At 67.0% G+C, this 22,429-nt stretch carries 21 protein-coding genes; 5 read left to right on the top strand and 16 right to left on the bottom strand.

What is annotated here, in order from left to right:
* Positions 1 to 5: 5 nt before the first annotated feature.
* A complete protein-coding gene (locus tag EGY25_RS01920) occupies positions 6 to 389 on the top strand; it encodes a response regulator (protein WP_135193384.1) in 384 nt (127 codons plus the stop codon).
* Entirely contained in the window at positions 386 to 655 is a 270-nt protein-coding gene (locus EGY25_RS01915) for an Hpt domain-containing protein (RefSeq protein ID WP_135193383.1), read from the top strand. Before EGY25_RS01920 ends, EGY25_RS01915 begins: the two co-directional genes overlap by 4 nt.
* Here EGY25_RS01915 and EGY25_RS01910 read toward each other — a convergent pair whose 3' ends face one another.
* The 5 genes from EGY25_RS01910 to EGY25_RS01890 form a co-directional block, all read right to left on the bottom strand.
* Positions 656 to 1,117 carry a hypothetical protein gene (locus tag EGY25_RS01910; protein WP_135193382.1) on the bottom strand — a complete coding sequence of 154 codons (462 nt, stop codon included), beginning with the start codon at positions 1,115 to 1,117 and terminating at the stop codon, positions 656 to 658.
* Entirely contained in the window at positions 1,114 to 1,653 is a 540-nt protein-coding gene (locus tag EGY25_RS01905) for a hypothetical protein (protein WP_135193381.1), read from the bottom strand. Before EGY25_RS01905 ends, EGY25_RS01910 begins: the two co-directional genes overlap by 4 nt.
* Positions 1,650 to 4,367 (bottom strand): hypothetical protein, encoded by a 2,718-nt coding sequence (locus EGY25_RS01900; protein ID WP_135193380.1) that lies wholly within the window; start codon positions 4,365 to 4,367, stop codon positions 1,650 to 1,652. The genes EGY25_RS01905 and EGY25_RS01900 overlap by 4 nt, the downstream gene beginning before the upstream one ends.
* A complete protein-coding gene (locus EGY25_RS01895) occupies positions 4,364 to 5,185 on the bottom strand; it encodes a hypothetical protein (RefSeq protein WP_135193379.1) in 822 nt (273 codons plus the stop codon). The genes EGY25_RS01900 and EGY25_RS01895 overlap by 4 nt, the downstream gene beginning before the upstream one ends.
* A 113-nt stretch (positions 5,186 to 5,298) precedes the next feature.
* Positions 5,299 to 5,826 carry a DUF4402 domain-containing protein gene (locus EGY25_RS01890; protein ID WP_135193378.1) on the bottom strand — a complete coding sequence of 176 codons (528 nt, stop codon included), beginning with the start codon at positions 5,824 to 5,826 and terminating at the stop codon, positions 5,299 to 5,301.
* A gap of 255 nt (positions 5,827 to 6,081) precedes the next feature.
* Between EGY25_RS01890 and EGY25_RS01885 the strand changes: the two genes are divergently transcribed.
* Entirely contained in the window at positions 6,082 to 6,711 is a 630-nt protein-coding gene (locus tag EGY25_RS01885) for a response regulator transcription factor (protein WP_135193377.1), read from the top strand.
* A gap of 518 nt (positions 6,712 to 7,229) precedes the next feature.
* Here EGY25_RS01885 and EGY25_RS01880 read toward each other — a convergent pair.
* Positions 7,230 to 7,637, bottom strand: coding sequence for an energy transducer TonB (locus EGY25_RS01880; RefSeq protein WP_135193376.1), 408 nt, complete (start codon positions 7,635 to 7,637; stop codon positions 7,230 to 7,232).
* Between the two features lie 158 nt (positions 7,638 to 7,795).
* Between EGY25_RS01880 and EGY25_RS01875 the strand changes: the two genes are divergently transcribed.
* Complete coding sequence (locus EGY25_RS01875; RefSeq protein WP_135193375.1) at positions 7,796 to 8,473, top strand: hypothetical protein; 678 nt, start codon at positions 7,796 to 7,798, stop codon at positions 8,471 to 8,473.
* Positions 8,470 to 10,047: a hypothetical protein gene (locus tag EGY25_RS01870; RefSeq protein ID WP_135193374.1), complete on the top strand. Its 1,578-nt coding sequence runs from the start codon at positions 8,470 to 8,472 to the stop codon at positions 10,045 to 10,047. The genes EGY25_RS01875 and EGY25_RS01870 overlap by 4 nt, the downstream gene beginning before the upstream one ends.
* Position 10,048: 1 nt before the next feature.
* Here EGY25_RS01870 and EGY25_RS01865 read toward each other — a convergent pair whose 3' ends face one another.
* The 10 genes from EGY25_RS01865 to EGY25_RS01820 all read right to left on the bottom strand — a co-directional run bounded on the left by EGY25_RS01865 (position 10,049) and on the right by EGY25_RS01820 (position 22,418).
* Entirely contained in the window at positions 10,049 to 11,017 is a 969-nt protein-coding gene (locus tag EGY25_RS01865) for a hypothetical protein (RefSeq protein WP_135193373.1), read from the bottom strand.
* Positions 11,014 to 12,138 carry a GNAT family N-acetyltransferase gene (locus EGY25_RS01860; protein ID WP_135193372.1) on the bottom strand — a complete coding sequence of 375 codons (1,125 nt, stop codon included), beginning with the start codon at positions 12,136 to 12,138 and terminating at the stop codon, positions 11,014 to 11,016. The genes EGY25_RS01865 and EGY25_RS01860 overlap by 4 nt, the downstream gene beginning before the upstream one ends.
* Complete coding sequence (locus EGY25_RS01855) at positions 12,135 to 13,328, bottom strand: hypothetical protein (RefSeq protein WP_135193371.1); 1,194 nt, start codon at positions 13,326 to 13,328, stop codon at positions 12,135 to 12,137. The genes EGY25_RS01860 and EGY25_RS01855 overlap by 4 nt, the downstream gene beginning before the upstream one ends.
* A complete protein-coding gene (locus EGY25_RS01850) occupies positions 13,325 to 14,215 on the bottom strand; it encodes a HesA/MoeB/ThiF family protein (RefSeq protein ID WP_135193370.1) in 891 nt (296 codons plus the stop codon). Before EGY25_RS01850 ends, EGY25_RS01855 begins: the two co-directional genes overlap by 4 nt.
* Positions 14,203 to 15,138 (bottom strand): hypothetical protein, encoded by a 936-nt coding sequence (locus EGY25_RS01845; RefSeq protein ID WP_135193369.1) that lies wholly within the window; start codon positions 15,136 to 15,138, stop codon positions 14,203 to 14,205. The genes EGY25_RS01850 and EGY25_RS01845 overlap by 13 nt, the downstream gene beginning before the upstream one ends.
* 110 nt (positions 15,139 to 15,248) lie before the next feature.
* Positions 15,249 to 16,856, bottom strand: coding sequence for an alpha,alpha-trehalase TreF (gene treF, locus EGY25_RS01840; RefSeq protein ID WP_135193368.1), 1,608 nt, complete (start codon positions 16,854 to 16,856; stop codon positions 15,249 to 15,251).
* A 93-nt stretch (positions 16,857 to 16,949) separates the two neighbouring features.
* Positions 16,950 to 18,038, bottom strand: coding sequence for an alpha/beta hydrolase (locus EGY25_RS01835; RefSeq protein WP_135193367.1), 1,089 nt, complete (start codon positions 18,036 to 18,038; stop codon positions 16,950 to 16,952).
* A 16-nt stretch (positions 18,039 to 18,054) separates the two neighbouring features.
* Positions 18,055 to 19,386: a glycoside hydrolase family 1 protein gene (locus tag EGY25_RS01830; protein ID WP_245159297.1), complete on the bottom strand. Its 1,332-nt coding sequence runs from the start codon at positions 19,384 to 19,386 to the stop codon at positions 18,055 to 18,057.
* Positions 19,386 to 21,032, bottom strand: a complete 1,647-nt coding sequence (locus EGY25_RS01825) for a long-chain-fatty-acid--CoA ligase (RefSeq protein ID WP_135193366.1) — start codon at positions 21,030 to 21,032, stop codon at positions 19,386 to 19,388. The genes EGY25_RS01830 and EGY25_RS01825 overlap by 1 nt, the downstream gene beginning before the upstream one ends.
* 3 nt (positions 21,033 to 21,035) lie before the next feature.
* Complete coding sequence (locus EGY25_RS01820; RefSeq protein ID WP_135193365.1) at positions 21,036 to 22,418, bottom strand: alpha/beta hydrolase family protein; 1,383 nt, start codon at positions 22,416 to 22,418, stop codon at positions 21,036 to 21,038.
* Between the last annotated feature and the right edge of the window lie 11 nt (positions 22,419 to 22,429).

Genomic DNA, 22,429 nt, shown 5'->3' with positions numbered 1-22,429 from the left:
CCGCCATGCCGATCACCCTGATGCACGTCGATGATGAGCCCGACATCCGCGAGGTGGCGGCCATGGCGCTGGAGCTCGACCCCGATATCAGCCTGACCAGCATGGCGTCCGGCGAAGCCGCGCTGGAGCAGCTGTCGGCGGGCGCACGTCCCGACGTCATCCTGCTGGATGTCATGATGCCGCAGCTTGATGGACCCGGCGTACTGGCGGCGCTGCGCCGGATGGAGGGGCTGGACGCAACGCCGGTCATCTTCATGACTGCGCGCGCACAGTCCGGAGAGATCGATCGTTTCAAGGCCCTGGGGGCGATCGGCGTCATCACCAAGCCGTTCGACCCAATGACCCTGGCCAGTCAGGTCCGGGATCTTCTGGCCGAAGCCCGCGCTTGACCGTCGATCCTCTGGCCAAACTGCGCGACCAATTTCGCAAGAAGGCGAAAGAAGAGGCGTTGGCCATCCGTCTGGCCTGGGCAAAAGGCGCGGAAGGGCTTCAGGACGTCGAGCATCTGGCCCACGGCCTGGCGGGCGCCGCGGGCATCTTTGGCTTCGTCGAAATCGGAGCAGCGGCCTTGGCGGTGGATGGGCGCTTCGCCGCAGGTGAGGTTCCCCGCGAGGAAGAGGTCGATGCGCTGGTGTCCGCCATCGACGGAATCTGACTATTCGTAGTCGATGGTCAGGGGCAGGGCGGTCAGGACGGCGCCATCCGAAGCCGGCCCCTGTTGTCGCAGCCGCCCCGTAATACGCAACAGATCGCGACCGTCCGCATCCATGTGGGACACGCGCACGGTCGAGACATCGCCGGTATTGGCGCTCCAGATCTGGACATCCTCCACGATCGAAACACCCTGATCCGAGATCAGGGTTTCCGGTACGCGGATGCGATAGACGCGCCCCGGATCGCCACGGACCATCACGACCGACGGCGCATCGGGGCGGCTCGCATCAGACACGACCGATAGCGACGCCGACAAGGTGTCCGGCTGAATCGACCTGACGTGGACGGCCGCGACGCTCAGGCTGCGCTGCACCTCCAGCGAGCCCCGCGCTGTCTGGGCGAAGGCCGGCGCCGCGACCAAAGGGGCGATCAGAGATGCGATCAAGGCGAGACGAGCGATCATTGAACCAGGGCCACGGTGACGATGTAGTCGTAGCTGTGGTTTCCGCTGGCTGCGTTGGCGGCCAGGGTCACGTCCATGCCCAACCGCAGGGTGGCGCTGCTGAGCAGGCCCAGCGGATTCAGGTCGAACACCAAGCTGGCTCCTTCGGATGGTGCAGAACCGCTGCGATAGCTGGCGCCCGACAGAGAGCCGACGCGCAGTTTCGATATGGTGGCGGGTCCTGACCCGGCGACCGGCGTGATCGTGACCCGCACATAGCGCACGGCGCACAGGCCCGACAGGTTCAGCAGACCGCAGTTGATGGTCAGGGTCGGCGTTGTCACCGACGCACTGGACAGGCGGATGGCGTTGCCGGAGATGCGGGTCACAGTTCCTGTGGCCGAGATGCCGAAGACCGTCGTCGCAGCGCCCCGGATTGTCGTACCCAGGGCGGGCGCGGTAGCGGGCGACCGCGTGACCGTCGCCTGGGCCTGCGCCGCCAGAGGCGCGGCCATCAGGATGCCGATCGCGACCAAGGCGGTCAGGATACGGTTCATGGCTGACCGTCCTGGCCTAGGCGCACACGCACCTCGCCGCCGCGAACAAAGCCGCCGTCAGCCGGCACAAACAGGGTCACCGGCGCCGCCAGGCTCATGCCCTGCGTTCGGGCCTGATCCGTCTGGAGGCGTAGGGCATAGGCGCCGGGCGGGACGCCTTCGAAAAACAGGACGCCGGCGTGGTCGCTGCGCGCCCGGATCGCTTGGCCGCCGCGCTCGGCGACCAGTTCGACGTCCAGCGCCGCCAGCGGACGCGCTGCGCCGTCCTCGCGTATGAACAGGGCGGTCAGTTCAACCTCGGCGCTGCGCGCCATAGGCCGGTCGATGACGAGGGTCCGGCCGGCGCGGGGCACGATCTCGATAACGCCGGCGCCGCCGACCAGGAAGGGATCGTCGATCGCCTCGTCGTTCAGGCGGATACGTGCAACGGCGGCGTCCCCGAGGCCGGTGGCGAAGACGCGACCGGCCTCGTCGGTCACCTCGGCGCCGGCAGGCGTGTCCACGACCAAGCCGCCGACGCCCTGTTCGTCCCGCTGGCGCAGACCGTCGCCGTTGGCGTCGATCCAGGCGTTGACCGCTACGGCGCCACCACCGGCTACGCCCGGTCGGGTCATCTCGTAGCGACGCTCAAGCGGATCATAACCGAAGCCGAAGCCCAGTTGCAGACCGATGCGCCAGTCCTTGCGCTCGGTCTCATAGGCGACGTTCAGCGCCAGATCGAAACGCCGCGCGCGCCACAGGTTCGAGGCCTGGAAGCTGGTCGCCGGCCGGGGGCCGATGGCGCGCACGACGCCGAGGCGCAGGGCGTTGGCGTCGCTGATTTGCCAGTCCACGGTCGCATAGGCGGTATCGACGCCCGGATCCGGCGACAGTTCATACGACACGCCCGCACGCGCCTGCAGCCGGGCTGAGATTAAGGTGGTGACATCGCTGGCGCCCAGCCAGCGACGGCGGCTGGCCAAGGCGGTCTTTTCGGCCTCATAGACGACGCTGCTGGAGGCGTAATAGCGGCCTATAGGCGCCGAGGCCCGCAGTTCGGCATTGGTCGTCAGACTATCGTCCGCGCGCTGAAGCCGGCGCACGTTGAACGACAGCGGCACGGCCAGTCCTCGGGGACCCGATACCTGACCGTCCAGCCGCAGGTCGGTGGCGCGGGCCAGCGGCGCCTGGTCGCTGACGCCCAACTGTCGAGTCTCGTCGATAAAGTCGCCGACATATTCCGAATGGCGGCCGACGATAGAGACGCCAAACGGCCGCGCCGCTGCGCCCAGGGTGACGCCTCGCCCGCCCTGATCGTCGAAGGCCGCATCGACCTGGGCCGCCACGGCGCCCAGGGATCCGCGTAGACCGAAGCTGCCCAGGGTGCGGGTCGCCTGACCCTGGGGCCGATAGCGGGCGGCGCCGGCGCTCAGTGTCAGGCCGGGGGACAGCCCATAGTCGGCCAAGGCCACCAGGCGCGCGGCGCCAGCCTCGGCCATCATCGGGGTCTCGCCGCCGCCGACATCGAAGACCGTCAGCCCCTGTTCGGCCGCGCCGAGGCGCAGGACGAACCGGCCGGCCTCGACCTGGCCCGTTCCGAAGTTGATGCGTCGCACCACCTCGCGGCGCTGGCCTTGGGAGCCGTAAAAGACCAGGCGCAGCGTGTTCAGTCCGAACGCCAGTGGCACATCCAGAAATTCATAGCGCCCTTGCACCGGCGAGGTCTGGGCGCGCTGCAGCACCTCGTTGACATACAGTTCGACATCCTCGCCCAGCGCCAGTTCACCGCGCAGGTTCAGCGGCGTGGCAAGGTCCAGATTCTCCAGCGGCGCGGAAGTATAATAGAGGCCGCGTCCCGCATAGCTGGCGGCGCCGATGGCCATGGACGGGGTGAAGATGTCGCCCACGCCCGCCCGCGTCCCGCCCAAGGGCCCCAGGGCCCGGCCGTAGGGATCCTTGCGACTGAGGGTCACGCGAGCATCGCTTATGCGGCCGTCGTCATCGGATCCGGCATAGGCCTCTAGTCCAGCATGCAGCAGGTCGCCGGCGGCGCGGACATCATAGCGGTTAGCCTGATCGACCCCGTCACGCGCCAGTTGGCCGCCGATGTTGACGTCGAAAGACGGGGCGGTGAACAGGCGATAGGGCGTCGCCAGCCGAGTCTCTTCGTCCTGCGGGTCGCCCACGGCGCTGGCGCGACGCTGGTCGCGTTCGGCCCGCTGCTGAAAGGGCAGGGCCTCGGTCGCCGTCAGGGCCAGCACCTGGGCGCTGGCATCGGCCTTGATCCGAACCGGCAGCAGTTGTTCCAGCAGGTCTGCGCGGACATAGAGGTCGCCGTCGTAGATGGCGGCCTGGTCCGTGCTGAAGGGAATGATGCGCCCCTGCAGCGTCGCCTGGCGTGTCGCCAGATCGACGACCAGGCGCCGGTCTGGCGACAGCACCCAGCCTTCGGCCCGGCGTTGGCCAGGGAACACGCCGACGGCCAGCTCCAGCACGCGCGAGAACTCGCCCAGAGGGACGAAGACGCCCGAACGGGAGGCATAAATATTCATCGAATCAGCCAGTTGCAGGTCGCCGGCGCGCACCTCCATCCAAAGCAGGTCGTCGGCGCTGAAAGGCTGGGGATCGGCGGCGATCACCAGATTGCGCACCAGGGTTTGGGCGAACGCGTCCGACGAGCCCATGGCGGCCGCGAGCGCAACCGCGGCAGCGCCGGCTGAGCGGGCGGTGATCACGGAGCGACGAGGGTCGTCATCGCCAAGACCTCGCCCTTGTGCGTGTCGTCGTCGCGATAGATGACCGTCAAGACTTGGCCTGCGCCAATCCCGGCCGGAAGCGCGGCGACCATCGTGCGTCGGGCGACCTCGGGATAGACGGCGACGCCGCGCACGGCGGTGATGATCTTGGCGTCGGCGCCTTGACCCGACAGGATTTCGACATCGCCATAGACCGAGCTGGCGCCCAGCCGAACCAGGTCGAGCGACAGCAGGCGCGCCTCTCCCTCCTGCACGATGGCGGGGTTCTCGATCGCTGCGCGTGCGTCGGCAGGACCGTCGCGCACGATGACGGGAATGCTGACGCTGAACAGGGCCACGACCTGCAACGACACCTCGCCGCCGCCCGGCTGTGTCGCCTGTTGAACGGTGAAGCCGGTGTCTTCGGACGGCAAGGCGGTCACGGTCAGGTGGGTGCGGTATTCGCCCGCGTCCCCGCCGGGCCGGGCCCGCACGCGGATGGCCTGGCTTTCGCGTGGCTGCAAGGTGATGCGACGCGGCGTATACTGAACCAAGTCGCTGGCCGAGTTGACCGCGATCTCCGGCCGGTCGGCGGCGGCGACGATCTGGCCGTCAGCCAGCATGAGCCGGTCGACGGTCTCGACGGTGTAGGTGGCTTCGCTGTCGCCCTGGTTGAAGATGTAGACGGTAGCGCTGCGCTCGCCCGGGCCGAACACGACGCGCTTGGGCGAGATGTTCAGATCCGCCCCGACCTGCGCCTCTACAGGCCCCGCCAGCAGCAGGAGCGTAAAGGCGGGGATCAGGAAACGCAGGCTCATGGTGGACGCCGCATGCAACAGGGACGCGAAACGATGGCCCCAAGACCCTATCGTGGGGTTAATAGGCCCAGCCGTCTCGCTCTCCTGATGCAGCGGAAACATCCCACCTAGCCTTAGTTGTAGGCGGCCGAGACGGTGAACGTCCCGGTATAGGCGCCGGTGGCCGTGGTCGAGGCGACCGGCACGGTTCCACCGACCGTGAAGGCCAGCGAGCCGGCCGAGCCCAGGGCGTTCGACAGGGTCTGGCTGGCCGCCGAACCCGTCAGGCTGTTCGAGGTGGTGACGACCAGAGTGTCCGTGCCATTAGCCATCGAGAAGGAGGCCGGGACAGTGACCGAGACCGACTGTCCGCCTTCGCCGGCGACCGTGAAGGCGGCCGCAGCCGGGGCGTCGCCCGAGCTCAGGCCGACCACGCCGCCGGTGACGGAGCGGGCGCCGGCGGCGCTGATCACGGCCGTGCCTGAACCCGTCGCGGGACGAACCACGGTGCCGAACTTCAGGTCGGCGGTCTTGGTGACGGTCAGGGGGCGGATCACGGTGATCGAACCCGAGCCGGTGGTGGAAGCGCTCTGGGCCAGGGCAGGGGCGGCGACAGCGGTCAGGGCGAGGACGGCGGCGGCGGTCAGCGACTTGATGAACATAGAACTCTCCAACTTTTTTCGGGGTGCGTCACGGAGGGTTCCGCGGCGGCGTTGGAGAGCCAAATCATCCCGATTTCGTCCGGGGTCCACAAGCGGTGCGTGAAAAGCGGGCGAAATCGAACCAAAGTTATAGGCTTTGGCCGTTGTTTTCGGTCAGCGGGCACGCGAACTCAGGGGAAGCTGAAGATATCGGGCGTTCTGAAGACGTTGGATTGATTTTAAGAGACGGGTAACAATCACGGGGTGTAATGATCTATGCGCTGGATCGTCTTGATCGTTGATGACCACCCCTTGGTCGGGCAGGCTTTAGAGTTGTCGATCCGGGCGGCTTACCCCCATTTGGATGTCGGCCGTGTGACGTCCGCCGCTGAAGCTGAACAATACGCCCAATTGTATGGACCCCGGGTGAAACTTGTCATGTTGGACTTGCTGTTGCCCGACGCCGATGGGTTCAGCGCCCTGCTTCGGCTTCAACAACTCTTGCCCGACAGCGCAGTGGCCATCGTTTCGTCGCGCGCCGATTCTCATTCGATCAGCATGGCCCGCGCCTTCGGCGTGCAAGGCTATCTGCCGAAGTCCGCGCCTGTAGAGACCCTGGTCAATGGGGTAGGCGCGCTGCTGCGGGGCGAAGAACTGTTCCCGCCCGACGCCCAGGCCGATGTGGCCGTGATCGACTTCCACAAGCGCGTCGCCCGTTTATCAGCGGCCCAGCTTCGGGTGCTGCGCGCCCTGTCGGATGGCAAGCTGAACAAAGAAATCGCCGGCGAGATGAACCTGACGGAGGGCACGGTCAAACAACATGTGTCGGCTATTTTGAAGAAGCTGGAAGTCAACAATCGCAGCCAGGCCGTTCTGGCCGCAGCCCCCTTTATGCGAACCCTGTAGAGGTCGCATGAGCGTATCCGCACCAACGATCCAATTCGTCGGTAGGCGACGTTTTGCTAAAGAATTAGTCGTGAGAGCGCGGCTACGGCTATCAGGCATTGCCCATTGTGCGCTGAGAGGGGAAATGTCCGCTTTTCCGAGGCTCGCCAATGTCCGGACTTGGCGCATTTCCAACCTGCCAGGTCACGAGAGGAGAGGGCGCTTTCCGCCTAAGCGCCATTCGGGGAAGCCAGGTCGGGGGACGCGGCGGCTGTTCTCCCCTGGTCAGAGACATACAGAAGCCGGGCTGATGACGGGCGTGGCAGACGTTACCGCGTCCAAGGTCGAAAGTTGATCCGTGCGTGGGCCTAGCAGTCATCCTGCTGTTCGGCGCGGCCGAGGACCAAAAGGCTGAACTGGCCATGAAGGTTCGAAATTGGAAATCTGCTTCGTGGCTTCGCGTCATGAACCTCCCTAAGTGGAACGAGGCTGGGAATTTGGGGAACCGCCGGAGGCTGACTTCTCCGCTAGACCGCTGGTCAAAGCGCCCGAAAATCGAGGCGGACGGTGAAGTCTCGCGTGCGCCAGGGCGCGGTGGCGTGCGGCCTGGGGAAGGGCGCGACCTCTTTCAGTTGTGACAGGGCGGCCTGGTCCATCGTCCGGGCGCCGCTGCTCGCTACGATCTCGCTGGCTCTGACGCCGCCGCGACGATCAAGCGTGAAGCGCACGGTGACAATGCCGGCTGCGCCGCCATCCGCGCCCAGTCCCATCAATCGGTTCGCCTTAACGTCGCTGAAGGTCGTGGCGATGGCCCGGGCGCCGGCCGATTTGGCCCGTTGCAAGGTGAAGAGCGAGATCCCGCCGATGCCTTGGATCACCACTGTATCGCCCGGCCCAACACCCTTGATCGCGCCGCATGCCGCCACACCCGCACAGGGCAGGGTCACAGCTTGCTCGAAGCTGAGGTCCGCCGAGGGCGGCGACAGGCCCTCAGATCGGTCCAGTTTTTTCGGGGCAGGTCACCAGCCCGTTGTGCGATGGCTTGAGCGCCTCAGTTCGGACCGCACGTATCGATCCAGCACGCGAGCAGTGCTAGGTCGTTTGCATGAGCGCATTGTCTTTCGTCTTCTACTGTCTGGCCTATCATCCTGTGCTTGTGATGATCGCCGCTTTGGTCGGGACGGTGGCGGTCACGCTTGTTCGCGCCCTTCGCAGAGGCGGCAGTCGGGGGCTGATCTTCGCCTTGGCGGTGTTTGTGGTGGGCATGATCAATGTCTTCACGGGCCAGTTTCTGAACGCCGCCTTCCTCAACGCTGTCGGAACGCGGGGCGAAGGAGTGATCACGGATGCCCAAGAGACATCGTCGCGTCTCAACGACATGCCGGTCTGGCGATATGAGGCCGTGGTCCGGACGCAAGACGGGCCCGATCAACGGGCGCGCTTCTCCACTCTTTCGGCAACCCTTTGGCCGATACGGAACGAGATTCTCGTGCCGCCGCTGGGGGAACGGTTTGCGGCCAAGTTTGTCCCCGGCTTCGCGCGAAACTTCGTCATCCTGACGGATGAGACGCCGTCGGGACGACGGCGTCTGTTGGCCGAGTGGCGAGCGCCTGTCGATAGCGCCGAGCGCCGGCTGCGCGCCAGCCCCGCCAATCGTGAGTTCCGAACCGAATACCGCGAGGCCCTGACACTCTTCCTGCGCGAGCATGCGGAAGCCGATCCTGCGCTGACGGCTGAGTTCCGGGCGCGCTTGGCGGGGCTGAATGCGTCGAGGCCAGAATGAAACGCCGCATCGGTCTGAGCCTGGGGCTCCTCGTGCTGGCGGCGTCGGCGCCGCTGGAGCGGACGCCGGTCGGTGGGGCGGAGGCTTTCGCGCGGCACGATTTCGGGGCTGTACACTTTAGGGCTTTGGACACGGTGGCCGTGCCGTGGAAGCTGGTCGCGGCGGCCCTGGTGCTGGACGATCCGCAGGGGGGCGAGGTCAGTCAGGCGCATCTCAGGGCGCGGCTCCGGACGTTCGGCTTCCTCTGGCCCGAGCGGATCGAGGGGGCGGATGTCCCGATCATGCCCAGCCGCGATCATCCGTTGGGGATCAGCGTCGGCGAAGTCACGCCGGGCCTGCCGCCGGTGAAAGTGACGGTCGCCAACCTGGGCTGCGCCTCTTGCCATGCCGGACCGGCCTATGCCGCCGACGGGTCGCCGCGACCGACGACCGCCTGGCTGGGATCGCCGAACACCAGCCTGGATCTGGAAGCCTATACCCGCGCCGTGACGCAGGCCCTCAAACGCCAGAGCGGCGATACGCCCGCGCTTCTGGCGGCGGTTCGGACGCTGTTTCCTGAGACCGATGCGTGGGAGATGGCCAGCCTGCGCTGGGCGGTCATTCCGCTGGCGCGGCGACGGCTGGCCGAGGTGCCGGACGGAGGCAGTCCCCTGCCGTTCGTCAACGGCTCGCCCGGCCTGACGAACGGGATCGCCGCGTTGAAGCTGCAGGGCCACACCTTGTCCCGCGCGGAGGAGGCGGGCTTCACCTCCATCCCGGATATTGCCGACCGCAGCTTCCGTTCGACCCTGCTTTACGACGGCGCCTATGCGCCGCAGGGGCAGCCGCGCTGGCGGTCGATGGGGCGCGAGGACCTGACGCCGGAACACCGCAACCGCCTGGCGGCCATCACGAGCTTCTTCACCGTACCCAGCATGGGTCAGTCGCCGCGCGGGGCCCATCGCCAGATCCCGGCTGCGGAACGCGCCTTCGCCTGGCTTGAGACGCGTCGCCCCCAGGCCTTTCCGGGTCCGATCGACCGAGCCGGCGCGGCGAGAGGGGCGGTGGTCTACCACCGCGCCTGTTCGTCCTGCCACGGCGTCTATTCGGGTCCTGCGGATCGCCCGCGCCTTGAGCGTTTTCCGAACTGGCATGGTCATGTGGGGTCCGATCCCGCGCGGGCGGCGGCCTTCACCGACGACCTGACGCGCTACGCCGCCAACGGCGGATATGACAAGATTCTGGACGCCAGACCGACCGGCGAATACGCCGCCACCCTGCTGTCCGGCCTGTGGGCCACGGCGCCCTACATGCACAACGGCTCTGTGCCGACGCTGGCGCAGTTCCTGTTGCTCGAACCGCGATCCGAACGGTTTCTCGTCGGGGGTCATCGGTTGGACTTCCAAGCCGTCGGCATTGCGGGACAAGATCAGGGCGGTGTGCGCGTCTATCCGACAGGCTACATACCGTGGTCTCAGCCGGCCGTGTTCGACACCCGCATGCCCGGCCGATCCAATCGCGGTCATGAAGCCGAGGTCGAAGGCCTGACCGTCGCCGACCGCAGGGACCTGATCGAATATCTGAAAGGCCTCTAGCTCAGACGATCAGGGCCTCCAGCCCGAGGCGGGGTTTGGGCGCCAGGTCGCGAACCGGCGCGATCCCCAGGCGGAAGGCGGTGATCAGGCGACGGTCGCCGCCGATGCCGAAATCCGCCTTCACGCGTTCGCGAGCCTCGACATCGTCCGCCAGAACCGCCATCGGCGCGGCTGACAGTCCGGCAAGGGTGAAGCCCAGCCAGGCGCGATGAAACCGTCGTCCTGTGTCGAACGGCGCCTCTTTCGCGGGCCGATGGAACAGGGCGATGGCCGCGGCGCTGCGCACCACCGCCGCCTCGGCGACCAAGGCGCCGGCCAGGCCGACCCGGTCCAATGTCTCGAACACGCCGGGCCTCAGCACGACCCCGGCCCCGGCGGCCTCGATCCCGGACATTTCCATGGCCTCTGCGTTCAGCCCATCCAGCGACCAGGACGGATGGCGTCGCGACAGCCGCATCCACGACACCAGCTCCGCACGATAGGGGGCGTTGCGGAACCAGCGCAGGCTGGCCTCATCGTAAAGGCGGGCCAGTTCGGCGACGGGCTGCGGGGTTTGGACGACGATCAGGTCGTCGCTCCGCTCCAATCGGGCCAGCGCGGCATGGTCGGCCTGACCGCCTTCGAACTTTCCGCGATAGGTTCGCCGCTGCGTCAGATACGCCGCAAGCGGATCGGAAGCCTCTCCAGAGCGGACGGTTAGTTCCGCGACGTGGACCCCGTCACGCGCGACATCGACGATCAGGCCGCGGTGCCCGGCGGCGAGACAAAAACCCTCCACCGCCGAGCCATGGCTGACGTTCAGGTCGCGGCCTTCGGGATCGCCGATGGGCAGCCTGCGGGCTTCGTCCTCCAGCACCTGCACCCGGCCGTCGGGCGTCAGTCGCCACCGCGCCGGCTGAGTGTTGTGCACGCTGGGCGAAAGAGAGGCCTCGGCCACCAGCGCCCGGAAGGTCTCTGCATCCAGCGTCATCGCAGGTCTTTCCTGAACAGATTCAGCCGCTGAAGCCGCCGCGCGCCCAGCTTCTCCATCTGGCGCAGCGAGGCGGTGTTCTCGTCCGCGATCCAGGTCACGCCGCATTGGCTGTAGCCGCCTGCGAACAGGGCCTTGATCACCCGGTGCAGCATGGCGCCGTTCAGGCCTTGTCCGTGCAAGGCGCGCTTCACCGAATAGAAGATGATCACCGCGCGTCGGCGCCTAAGCCGCTCTCGGATGAAATGGACCAGGGTCATCGGCCCCATCCGACCGCGCGTCGCCTTCTGGAACGGATTCAGGTCGGGGATGCAGATCACCACGCCTGCGGGCTCCCCCCTGTAGTGGACGACGCAGGCGATGCGGGGATCGACGATCCACATCATCTCCCCGGCCTGGAAGTCGAACTCCGCCGGGGTCAGGGGCACGAACATAGGATTGTCGCTGAAGCCGTCGTTGAGGCATTGTCGGGCCTCCTCGAACCGGGCCTTGAAGGCGCTGCGGCTGATGGGCTTCCAAGTCCAGTCGGGGTCCGACAGCACCGCGCGCTGCTTGTCGCCCAACACGGCGTCGGCGGTCTTCGGGCCGACATCGAACTCGAAGGTCGACATCGGGAATACGGGTGAGTAGCCGCAGGCCTCCAGCAGGCGCGGCAGATGCGGGGCGCCCCAGATCATGTCGGTATAGGGCGGGTTCTCGAACCCCTCGGTCAGGACGCCGGCCTGTTGCATGGCCGTCAGGTTGAAGGGGCCGATCAGCTCGTGGCAGCCTTCGGCTCGCGCGAAGGCCTCGGCCGAATCGAACAAGGCTCGCGCGGTTTCGATACTGTCCTCGCAGTCGAAATAGCCGAAGTGACAGCGCCGTGTGCCGTGACGCGCATTCGACGACGGATGGGTGTGGGCCGTCAGCCGCCCGACCGGACGCCCGTCGCGCCAGGCGGTGAAGAAGGTCAGGCGTCCGCCGTCGTCGCGCATCAGGGGGTTGCGCGCCGGATCCAGATACCGCCCCAGATCGGCGCGCATCGGCGTCACATAGGGGCTGTCGGGGGGATAGATTTCGAACGGAACCCGGAAGAAGCCTTCCAGATCACCCTCGCGAAGGGTCACGGCAGTGGCGGTCATGCGGGCCTATCCGTCGTCAACCGCGCCATTCGGAAGGCAAGGCCCAGATCGATCTCGGCCTCGGTGTTGCGCAACAGGTCCGGCAAACGAACCAGGCCGATCCGAACGGGCGACCGGCTCAACAGCCCGACATGGGTGGCGTCCGATCGCGCCAGAAGATCAAGCAGCGGCTCGCGTTCGGCCTCGTCTATCGTCCCCGCACCGGCCTGCAGGGCGGCGGCGCTCCACAGAGGCTGGCGATCCAGCGTCTGCGCCATCGCCTCGGGTCGATAGTCGGCGAGATCGTGTTCGGACAGGACCGAAAGGTCCTTCAGCATCGGCTCCTTGGTCAGGTCGCCCAGGAAGCCGTCCAGGGATCGGGTGTTCGCCGAGGCCATGCGCTGGCGCAGACTGGTGCGCCGGCCGGCGGCGCCGAACGGCTGGATGCGGACCACCAGGGTCATGGTGATCAGGGCCGCGCCGATCAGGGCGAACAGTCGAACCCGGTCGTCGAACGCGCCCACATCCAGCTGTTCGATCAGGCCGCAGGTCAGGGCCAGGGTCGTGGCCACGATCACGGCGACGTCGATCCAGACGTCGCGCGCATCGCTGACCCCGTTCGACAGGGCCAGCAGGACGATCACGAGGGCGGCGATGGGGCTGAAACCGATGGGCGAGGCGACCAGTTCGGAAAAGTCCGTGCCGATCAACGGAATGACGATGGCCAGGCCGACGGCAAGGCGGCGAACGGCGCCGTTCTCTGCGCGGGACAGGGCCTTGCGGTCTCTCGCCCATAGCAGGATCAGGATGGCGACCAGCGACGAAAGGATGATGACGGCCAGCGCGCTGCGAGAGCCGAAGGCGACATGGCTGGTCGTGAACAGGGCGAAACCCAGACCCAGGGCGGAGGCCGCGAAGACAGCGATCTTCATCGCGCGCGGCGCATGACGGCGAAGCAGCCCTTCGGCCAGCAGCAGGGCCGCAAGGGGGGCGAGCGATATGGCGGCGTAGGTCGCGCCTTCGAAGATCGGCAGGCCCGTCCGCACGGCCAGGCTGCGGACGCCGTAGAACACCGACATGACCCCGAACAGGAACACCAGTCGCGGCGTCAACGGACCGTCGGCGCGGCGCACGAGAAGGGCTGCGACATAGGCCGCCAGACCCGCCGCCGCGAACCCGTCGAGCAGCGCCTGGGTCTCGACGCGGATCATGCGGCGCCCTTCAGCAGTCGGGTCATCAAGGCCCGCACGACCAGGCTCTTTATGGCGGCGACCGGACCCCACAGCGGCCGTTCGGTCCGCCCCCCAAACGCATTGAGGAACCAGCCTCGGCAATCGGTCCTGGATCGGCGGCCCATCAGCAGCCACAGGACTTCATAGGCCATCAGGCAGCCGGTCGAGATCACCATCGGCGCAAAGGACATCCGCTTGGCCGTTCCGGCGGCAAGGGCGGCTGCGGCGTCCAGATCGACGTGACGGGCCGACGACGAATGGACCATGACGTATTCGAGCTCCTTCATGAAGCTGGCCCGCAGGTCTTCGGGCCGGATCGCGTCCAGCGCCTTGCTGCGCGTCGGATACTTCAGACGCTCCTCCGGGCGCGGGTCGACGGGGCGCACCACGATCACGGAGGGCAGGGGCGAGGCATAGGCGTCGATCACGGTCGCGCCCGCCGCCTTGGCCGCGCGATACAGGGCGATGCCTGCGGCGATGTCGTCGGTTCCGTTGACGATCACCGGGTAGCGCGCGGCGAGGTCAGCGACCTGATCGACCCACTCTGCGCCCAGGCGCTCGATCTGGACCTCGGGGTTGATGCGACGCGCCGCCGCGCAGGCGACCTCGGCCTTGTCCTGGCCGACGGTGTCGGTAAAGGCGAAGACTTGGCGGTTCATGTTCGAGGTTTCGAAAACGTCGATGTCGCAGACGGCGAACCGCCCGACGCCCGCGCGCACCAGGGCCAGGAAACAGGCGCCGCCCATGCCGCCGACGCCCGCGATGAACACGGCGCCGCCTTTCAGGGCCGCCTGTTCCGCCTCGGTCACGAAGCCCAGATTGCGGGTGGTGAACTCGGCGTAGTCGAAGGCCGTCACGTCTTCCATGCGCGCAAACTTCCCCAGGGTTGAGTGTGATCGAGCCAGTGCACCAGCGGCAGCAGGGCCGCCTGGATCATCAGCAGGGCGAACCGGCCGAGCAGGCCGGGAACCGTGTCGGGCGGGGCTACCTTGGCGAGATAACGGCTGGCGGCGCGCATATCGATCTGGCCGATCTGCAGCAGGTCGTCGCCCCGACCATAGTCCAGCTCTGCAGCGCAGAGATCGTTGTAGATGGCGTCACGATGTTTGGCGGCGCTCTCGAACGTCTTCTTCAGTTCATCCGAACCGCCGGTATAGGCGTCGGTGATCACGAACCGATCCGCGTCGAAACCGGCCTCCTCACCGACGCCGAAGGCATGACGCCAGCGGCCCATGATCTGGCGCGCCAGTCTCTCGTGCTGGAAGGATCGTCGCGCGGGCGGCCTGGCGGGATAGACGTCGGAAAAGGTCTCGGCGACCATGCCGACGACGGCTGGAACCTGGGTCACGCTGGACACCCAGACGGCCCGGCATTGCCGACGCACGAACAGCAGCACGCAGGTCAGGCCATAGAGTGTGGCGGACAGACCGCTTCCACGTACATCCGGACGCACCATGACCAGGCCCAGGTGCAGTATCTCCACCGGCCGGCCGCCCAGATTGGCGTCCAGAATGGCCAGGGCGTTGAAGGCGACGGGCCGCCCGCTCTTCTTTTCATAGACTACCGTCAGCACGGTCCGGGACAGAATCTCCGGATCGCCGGCGAATATCCCGTAGGTCAGATCGCGGTCGCCCAGAACGCTGCGTGCGATCGACCGAACATCCTCGATCAGCACCGCGAGATCGGCCGGCGCCAGCGCAAGGCCTGGCCGTTCGACAATCCGGGATCGCAGACCCGGCCCCGCGCCCACCGTCGTATCCAGTAATCGGGGCGTGACAGGTTTGCTCAAGGGAGGCGATCTCGCTTTAGATCTCTAATCCTAATACGTTCGACCTTCGCCTTTATGAACATCGAACGGGCTAGCGAGCGTCAACCCATCCGTTCCCGACCGTCTCGTCCTCAGGATACGGGCCGCCTGGCGTCTTGGAGTGCGTTCGGACTGCGGTCGAGAAGAGCGCGGGTCACCCCGTTCGTCCAGCCGAATCCGTCCTGAAGCGGGTATTCGCCGCCGCCGCCTGGGCGCTGGTCTTCGATGTCGTATTTCTCAAGCATTTTCGCTGTCTCACGGTAGACGCGATCGACCGTGGCGAGCCAGCGCGCCGTGATTGTGTCCGCCGTTTCGCGATGGCCGTAGCGATCCAGGCCGGCGACCGCGACCCATTGCAGGGGCGCCCATCCGTTGGGGCTGTCCCACTGCTGGCCGGTCGAAACGACCGTTGTTCGTAGGCCTCCGGGCGCAACGAGCGTCTCTTGGGTGGACTGCGCCGCGCCTCGCGCCTGATTTGGTGTCGCGAGGCCGACAAAGAGCGGGTAGAGCCCTGCGGCGGACACGGCCTCAGTCATCCGGCCGGTCCGCTGGTCCCAGTCGCCGAACCGCCGCTCGCGAGCGCTCCAGAGATACCGATGCACGGCGCGGCGGCGGTCGTCCGCTCTTCGGTCAAACTCACGGATGCAGGCGCGCTCGGCCAGTTCGCGACAGTGGGCGGCGATCCGGGTTTCAAGCGACCACATCAGACTGTTCAGATCGACCGGGACGATGTCGGTGACGTGGATCGTCGCCAGATCTTGCGGATCATCAAGCCAGCGGGAGCTGAAGTCCCAGCCGCTTTCGGCGCCCGAGCGCAGCTCTCGGTAAACCTCCCGTGGCGCGCGATCGGGCGCCGAGGCGGCGGTCGCCACATCCTCGGCCCAGGATTCGTCGCGCGGCGTCTCGCGTGCGTCCCAGTAGCGATTGAGCAGAGAGCCGTCCGGCATCCGCACGACATGCTGGCAAGGCGCGCTCGCCGTCACACAGGCGGCGCCCTTCATCCAGAAGGCGTGTTCGCGCTTCATGGCCTCCACCTGGGTTCGCCGCGAGGCGGGGTCGGTGCGCTCCGACAGCTCGACCATCAGGGCGAAGAAGGGCGGCTGGGAGCGGCTGAGATAATAGGTTCGCGCGCCGTTCGGGATGTGGCCGTGGTTGGCGATCAGGGTCTCGAAATTCTCCAGCATGGACTCGATGAGCGCCTGCTGGCCGTCGGCCTTCAGGCCCAGCATGGTGAAATAGCTGTCCCAGTAGTAGATTTCGCGGAAGCGGCCGCCGGGAACGACATAGGGCGCGGGCATGGCCAGGGCGGAGGAGCCAGGTTCGGGCGTAAAAGCCGGCCGGGTGAGAATGGGCCAAAGGGCAGCGATGTGGGCCTTCAGGTCCAAGCCTTGCGGCACGGCCGGCGTGTCCGGTGCAGGCGTGTCTCCGGGAATGACGAAGCGGGCTTCGACGAAGGCCTTCAGCGCCGCGGCGTCGGCCGGCGGTGAAGCGGCGTAATCGGCCATGATCCGGTCGACAGGCAGACGGGGCACGGCGTCGACGAAGGTCTTGCCGTCCGGGAAAATCCTCTGTGATTGAACCGCCTCGAACAACGGACCGTAGAGATCAGCCGGGGTCTGGTCGGGTGCGCGCGCCGCCAGGCTGGAGGCGGCCAGGGCGACCAGCAGCAGGCGTCCAAATGGGGGTTTCGCGAAACGCATCGTCGAGATCTCCAATCTGCGGGCAAGGACGCCAGGTTTCTGAACGGAAAAAAGACGCCCTCCGTTCGACAAGAGACGAACGGAGGGCGAGGCTCAGGAGGCGGGGGGAAGCGGGTGTCGGGGCGCGCCGAGATGGCGATCGAAGAAGCGGACGATCAGGCCGTACGCCTCCTTCGATTCCGGCAACTCAGGCCAGACGAAGAAGGCGTGCCACAGCCCGTCGAACAGGAAGAGTTCGGACTCGACGCCGACGGCGGCGAGACGACGATGCATGGTCGTCAGGGTCGAGGCCGCGAAGTCGCGTCCGCCGGCGAGCAGCAGGGTAGGGGGAAAGCGCGCGATGATGGCGGCGTCGGTCACCGGATAGGCTTCAGCGTCATCGAGCGCCACGCCGTCCATATAGGGGTTGGGGATGCCGATCGTATCGGCGGCGGCGGGCAGCGGGGCCGTTCCACCCGTGGTCGCCTGGCCCAGGAAGACGCTGTCGCCGCCATAGCCCGACCCGGTGCCGCAGAAGGTGCCGATCGCCCCGGGCGTCGGTAGGTCGTGGGTCTGGAACCAGGCCGTCGCCTGGGCCACGACGACCCCGCCGGCGGAGCAGCCGTACAGGCCGATATTCTCCGGGCGGTAGGTTTTGAGGAGCTCGCGATAGACCGCTGCGACATCTTCGGACGCTGCGGGATAGCGGTGCTCAGGCGCGAGCCTATAGTCGACGGCCACCACCTTGATCCGACCGACGGCGGCGATGGGAATGGCCTCGACCAAGGCGCCGCTGCCCGAACCCCACATCCAGGCGCCGCCGTGCACATTAATCAGGATGCGGTCCGCGTTTCGCTCTGAAACGCCTTGGCTGGGGACGACAATATCGACCGGCACGCCGCCCAGGGTCTGACGGTCCTCGCGGGTGGCGTAAAGGGCTCTCACCTCGGCGAGGCGCGCGTCGTTGTAGCGGCCGTAGTGGTCACGCGCCTTGGCGATATCGTCGCCGAACACGAAGGGCGGCTCATGCATCAACCGGCCGGCGAGGGTCCGCGCCTCCGGGCTGGCGAAGTTGGAATAGGGCAGGACGATCGGTGGGAGACGCGCCGTGGACGGGTCGTCGAGCACAGCGGTGGTCTGGGCCACGGCCGGCGAGGTCATCATCAGCAGCGCCAGGGCGGCGCAACAGGTGCGGATCAACATGGCGACATGGGCTCCTTTATCGGGACAGGTCCGACCGCGCGATGCGGGCCAGAATCTGTGCGCTGGGCTTGATCGTCCGCTTGAACGTGGCCCGATCTACCGAGACAAGGCCGAACTTGGGACCATAGCCCGAGAACCATTCGAAATTGTCCAGCAGGGACCAATGCAGGTAGCCGATCACCGGCACGCCCTCGTCGCGGGCGGCGAGAACGGCCGCCGTCGCTGCGGGAATGAACCGGGCGCGAACCGTATCGTCCTGGGTCGCCAAACCGTTCTCGGTCACCAGAATCGGTCGGCCGGTCTGGGCATGGGCATAACGGATCGAAGCGCCGATCGCCTGCGGATAGAATTCGTCGCCCATCTGGGTCCGTTCGGCCCCCTCAGGGACCGGCAGCGGTCCCTCAGCGCCGATCAGGCTGCGGCTGTAGGTTTGGACACCGAGGAAATCGTCCTGGCGCGCCTCTACGAAGAAGGGGGCGTAGACCGTCGCCCGCTTCTCCTCGATCCGGCTGTCTGGGCCCACGGCCTGGTCGTCAGGAATGGCCAGGGTCATCCCCACCGGCAGATCCGGTCGGACCCCCTTGATCGCCTGGCGGGCCTGACGATGCGCCTCAAGAACGGGCGCGACCATGGCCGCCGCATCGCCCGTGTTCATCAGTGAGAAACGGTCTGACCCGCTGGCCTTCGCCGCCGCCGCCAGCATGTCGGTCATGGTCTGTCGCACGGCCGGGTCGGGCGTCCTGCCCCATTCGCCCAGAAGCTGAAGGTTGGGTTCGTTGAAGGTAATGACGTGGCTGACGCTTTCGCCCAGATGGCGAATGACCCGCTCGGCGTGACGCGCGAAGACCGTGGGCGCATCCGGATGGAACCACCCGCCCTTGGCCGCGAACCAGCGCGGCGAAGTGAAATGGCTGAGGGTGACGATCGGGGCCAGTCCCGCTTCGCGGCAGGCCAGGACCATACGGCGATAGTGGTCCAACGCCGACAGGGAAACCTGTCCCTCGGCGGGCTCGATACGCGACCATTCGACCGAAAACCTGTAGGTGTTCAGGTTGAGCGACTGCACGATTTCGATGTCTTCGCGCCAGCGTTCGAAACTGTCGCAGGCGTCGCCCGACGGTTCGCTGAACAGGGTCGGTTTGATCTGTTCCAGCAGCCAGATGTCGCTGGCGACATTGTTGCCCTCGACCTGATGACCTGCCGTGGCCGCGCCCCACAGAAAGGGTGTCGCGCTCGCGTGGCCGTCGCGCAACGGCGCAACGGCGGTCGCGGCAGCGCCGGCTCGGGGGGCGAAGGTCGCCGCGAGGGTTCCGGCCGCCAGAACGGCGCGTCGGTTGAGTGAGCGCATCAGAAGCTCCTGCTGTCGAGGACATCGTCTCCGAGGCGAAGACGCAACGCCTTCTTGTCGATCTTGCCGACGCTGGTCCGGGGCAGGGCGTCGATGAGGATCAGGCGATCAGGCGCGGCCCAGCGGCTGAGCTGCCCTGCCGCGACGAGGGGGGTCATGTGATCCTTGAGGGTTTGCAGCCGCGGCGTGCGCCCTTCTCGGGCGACGGCGAACACCACAGGCCGTTCGCCCCAACGGGGATCCGGCGCGCCGACGACCGCCGCCTCGGCGATGTCCGGGTCCCGCAGGGCCAGGTCCTCGATTTCGGCCGAAGAGACCCACTCGCCTCCGGTCTTGATCACATCCTTCAGTCGGTCCCGAATGACGAGATCGCCCGCCGCCTCACGAGTGGCGACGTCCTGGGTGTGGAGCCAGCCGCCAGACCAGAGGGCGGCGCCGGCCTCGGCGCTGTTGGGATAGGTTTGGGCGAGCCACGGCGCGCGTACCACGACCTCGCCTTGGGCGCCGCTTTCGTCCGAGACGTTGTCGCCGTTCTCGTGCTGTAAGTGGACCTGGACCAGGGGGATGGGACGGCCGGCCCAGCGGCGGACCTGCTCAGGCGGGCGAGCGTCGTCGTCCTCGTGGCGCGAGAGCGTGAGCACCGGACCGGTCTCCGACATGCCGTAGCCCGCCACGGCGGTGATCCCGACGGCGGCGGCGGCGCGGAGCAGCGACTCCGGCAGGGCCGATCCGCCGATGATGACGGTCCAGGGACCCAGCCGGGCGTCGGGTCCGACCTCGTCCAGGATCATCTGCAGGATCGTGGGCACGCAGTGCGAATAGGTGACGCCCTCGTCCCGCTTCAGCGCCAGCAGGCGCGCCGGGACGTAGCGGCCGGGATAGACCTGCTTCAGCCCCAGCAGGGTCGCCACATACGGCAGGCCCCAGGCATGGACATGGAACATCGGCGTCACCGGCATATAGACCGATCCGCGCCACAGACCCTGTTCGCAAGGCTGTTGGCCCATGGCCAGCCCGACCGCCAAGGTATGGAGGACCAGCTGTCGGTGGCTGAAGGTCACAGCCTTGGGCAGGCCCGTCGTTCCGGTGGTGTGGAAGGTGGTGGCCAGGGCGTTCTCGTCGAAATCGACGAAGTCGTAAGTATCGCTCCCCGAGGCCAGAAGCGCCTCGTAGTCGCCGAGGCTGTTTGCGACGACGGCGGTCGTTCCGTCATGGCAGGTGATCACGACGCAATCGTCCGGCAGTGCCGTTCGCAACGCCTCAAGTTCGGCGACGAAGTCCGCGTGTACGATGAGGGCGCGGGGGCGGGTGTCGTTGAGTGTGTAGGCGATCTGATCGCGAGACAGCCGCACGTTCACGGTCTGCAGAACAGCTCCCATCATCGGGACGGCGAAATAGGCCTCAAGGTAGCGGTGGCTGTCCCAGTCCATGACGGCCACTACATCACCCGGCTCGACTCCGTGTTGGGCGAGGACGGCGGCGAGACGTCCGACGCGCTGCGACAGCGCCTCATAGCCGTGGCGGCGCCCGTCGGACCCGACGATCTCCTGACCGCTCCGGGCGTCCAGAGCGCTGTGCAGCAGATGCCGGATCAGCAGCGGATAGGCGTAGGCCTCCGGTGCCGGATGGGCGAAACGAAGCGCCATGGATCAGGGCGCCGGAGCGGGGGGCGGCATGACCGGCGTCGGCCGCTGGCCGGTCGTGGTCCAGGTCTGCAAGGCGTCGAAGGCAGCCCCCAACTGGGCCGGGGTGAAGCCGCAGTGCGCGATCCCTTCGAGGCCGGTTCCCGGCAGGGGCGTTTTGATCTCGGGCACAGTGATGGCCAGGAGGCGATCAGCGTTCCCGGCGGCTTGCGTCTTTCGGACGAGGCCTTCGAACTGACTGTAGGGAACCAGGGAATCGACGCGATTGTGAAGGACGACCAGCGGCGTGCTGAACCGCCCTGTCGAGCGCCGCCAGCGATCGGCATAGGCGACGGCCGCAGGATCAGCCGTGATCCTGGCAATCTCATGATTCAGCCGCTGGCTCTCCTCGGACGATAGGAGCGGGCTGGCGTAGACCTTGGCCGAATTGTCGTAGATGAAGCCGCCGAAGGTGGCGTTCATGTCGTCCATGCCCAGGCTGACGGTCATGATCGGGACGATCAGAGACGCCGGTTCGGGCGTTACGCCGGTGATGGAGGCGATCTTGGCGATGATCTGGTCTTCACGCCCGCCGGGGTTATCGCGCGCCGCCTTAAACAGGGCGGCGATCGGGTCTGCGATCCGCTTCATCTGCAGCAGACGATACGGATCGCCCAGCAAGCCGATGGCGTCGGGTGTGGTGGTCGAGAGGGCGGACCGCCGGATGTCCGTTTCTCCCGGCAGGGCGTATTCGGTGTCGCGGGTGTAGAAGTTGTAGAGCGCGCGCAGATCGATCAGCAGGCCGACCTCGTCGCTCCAGTTGTCGACCAGGCCGCATCCCGACATGGCGCCCTTGAAGGCGGTGGGATGCGTCTCGATGATCGCCATGACGATATTGCCGCCCATGGAGCCGCCGGCAACATAGGCTTCCGTGACGCCCATGCGACCGAGGAAGGCGCGCAAGCGAAGCGTGTTCTCCACGGCGGATTCCACGCCCACCCCGGCCTTGTCGAAATCGCTGTGAGCGACGGCGAAGCCTTGGGCGTAGGCGACCGTCATCAGGCCTCCGGAGGGGTCCTTCTCGACCGGGTCCTTCGACACGGCGATCGCGCTGCCGGGCACGGAATATCCGTGAGCGAAGACCAGAGCCTCGCCATTCCAGTTGGACGGCACGGCCATGGCGAAATGATCGCCGTCCAGCCGGCCGTTGACAGTGAAGCCGCCGTCGTCTCGCGTTCGGACATCGACGTCCGTCGCTTGCTGGGCCGTGGCGCGAGCGGCGAAGGCGGCCTGGGCCGGCTGCAGATCGGCGTTGGCCGGGGTGCTGCAGGCGGCGCCCGACAGGACGGCGGCGAACGCCAGGACCGCGACCGCGCTCCCGCTTCGACCGAGCTTGGGCGTCATCGTCATGGCGGTCTCTC

Origin of the sequence: Brevundimonas intermedia (assembly GCF_004614235.1) — a bacterium.
Lineage (GTDB): Bacteria > Pseudomonadota > Alphaproteobacteria > Caulobacterales > Caulobacteraceae > Brevundimonas > Brevundimonas intermedia_A.
Note: the sequence above shows the minus strand (reverse complement) of the source record. Positions and strands in the feature narration are given on the sequence as shown.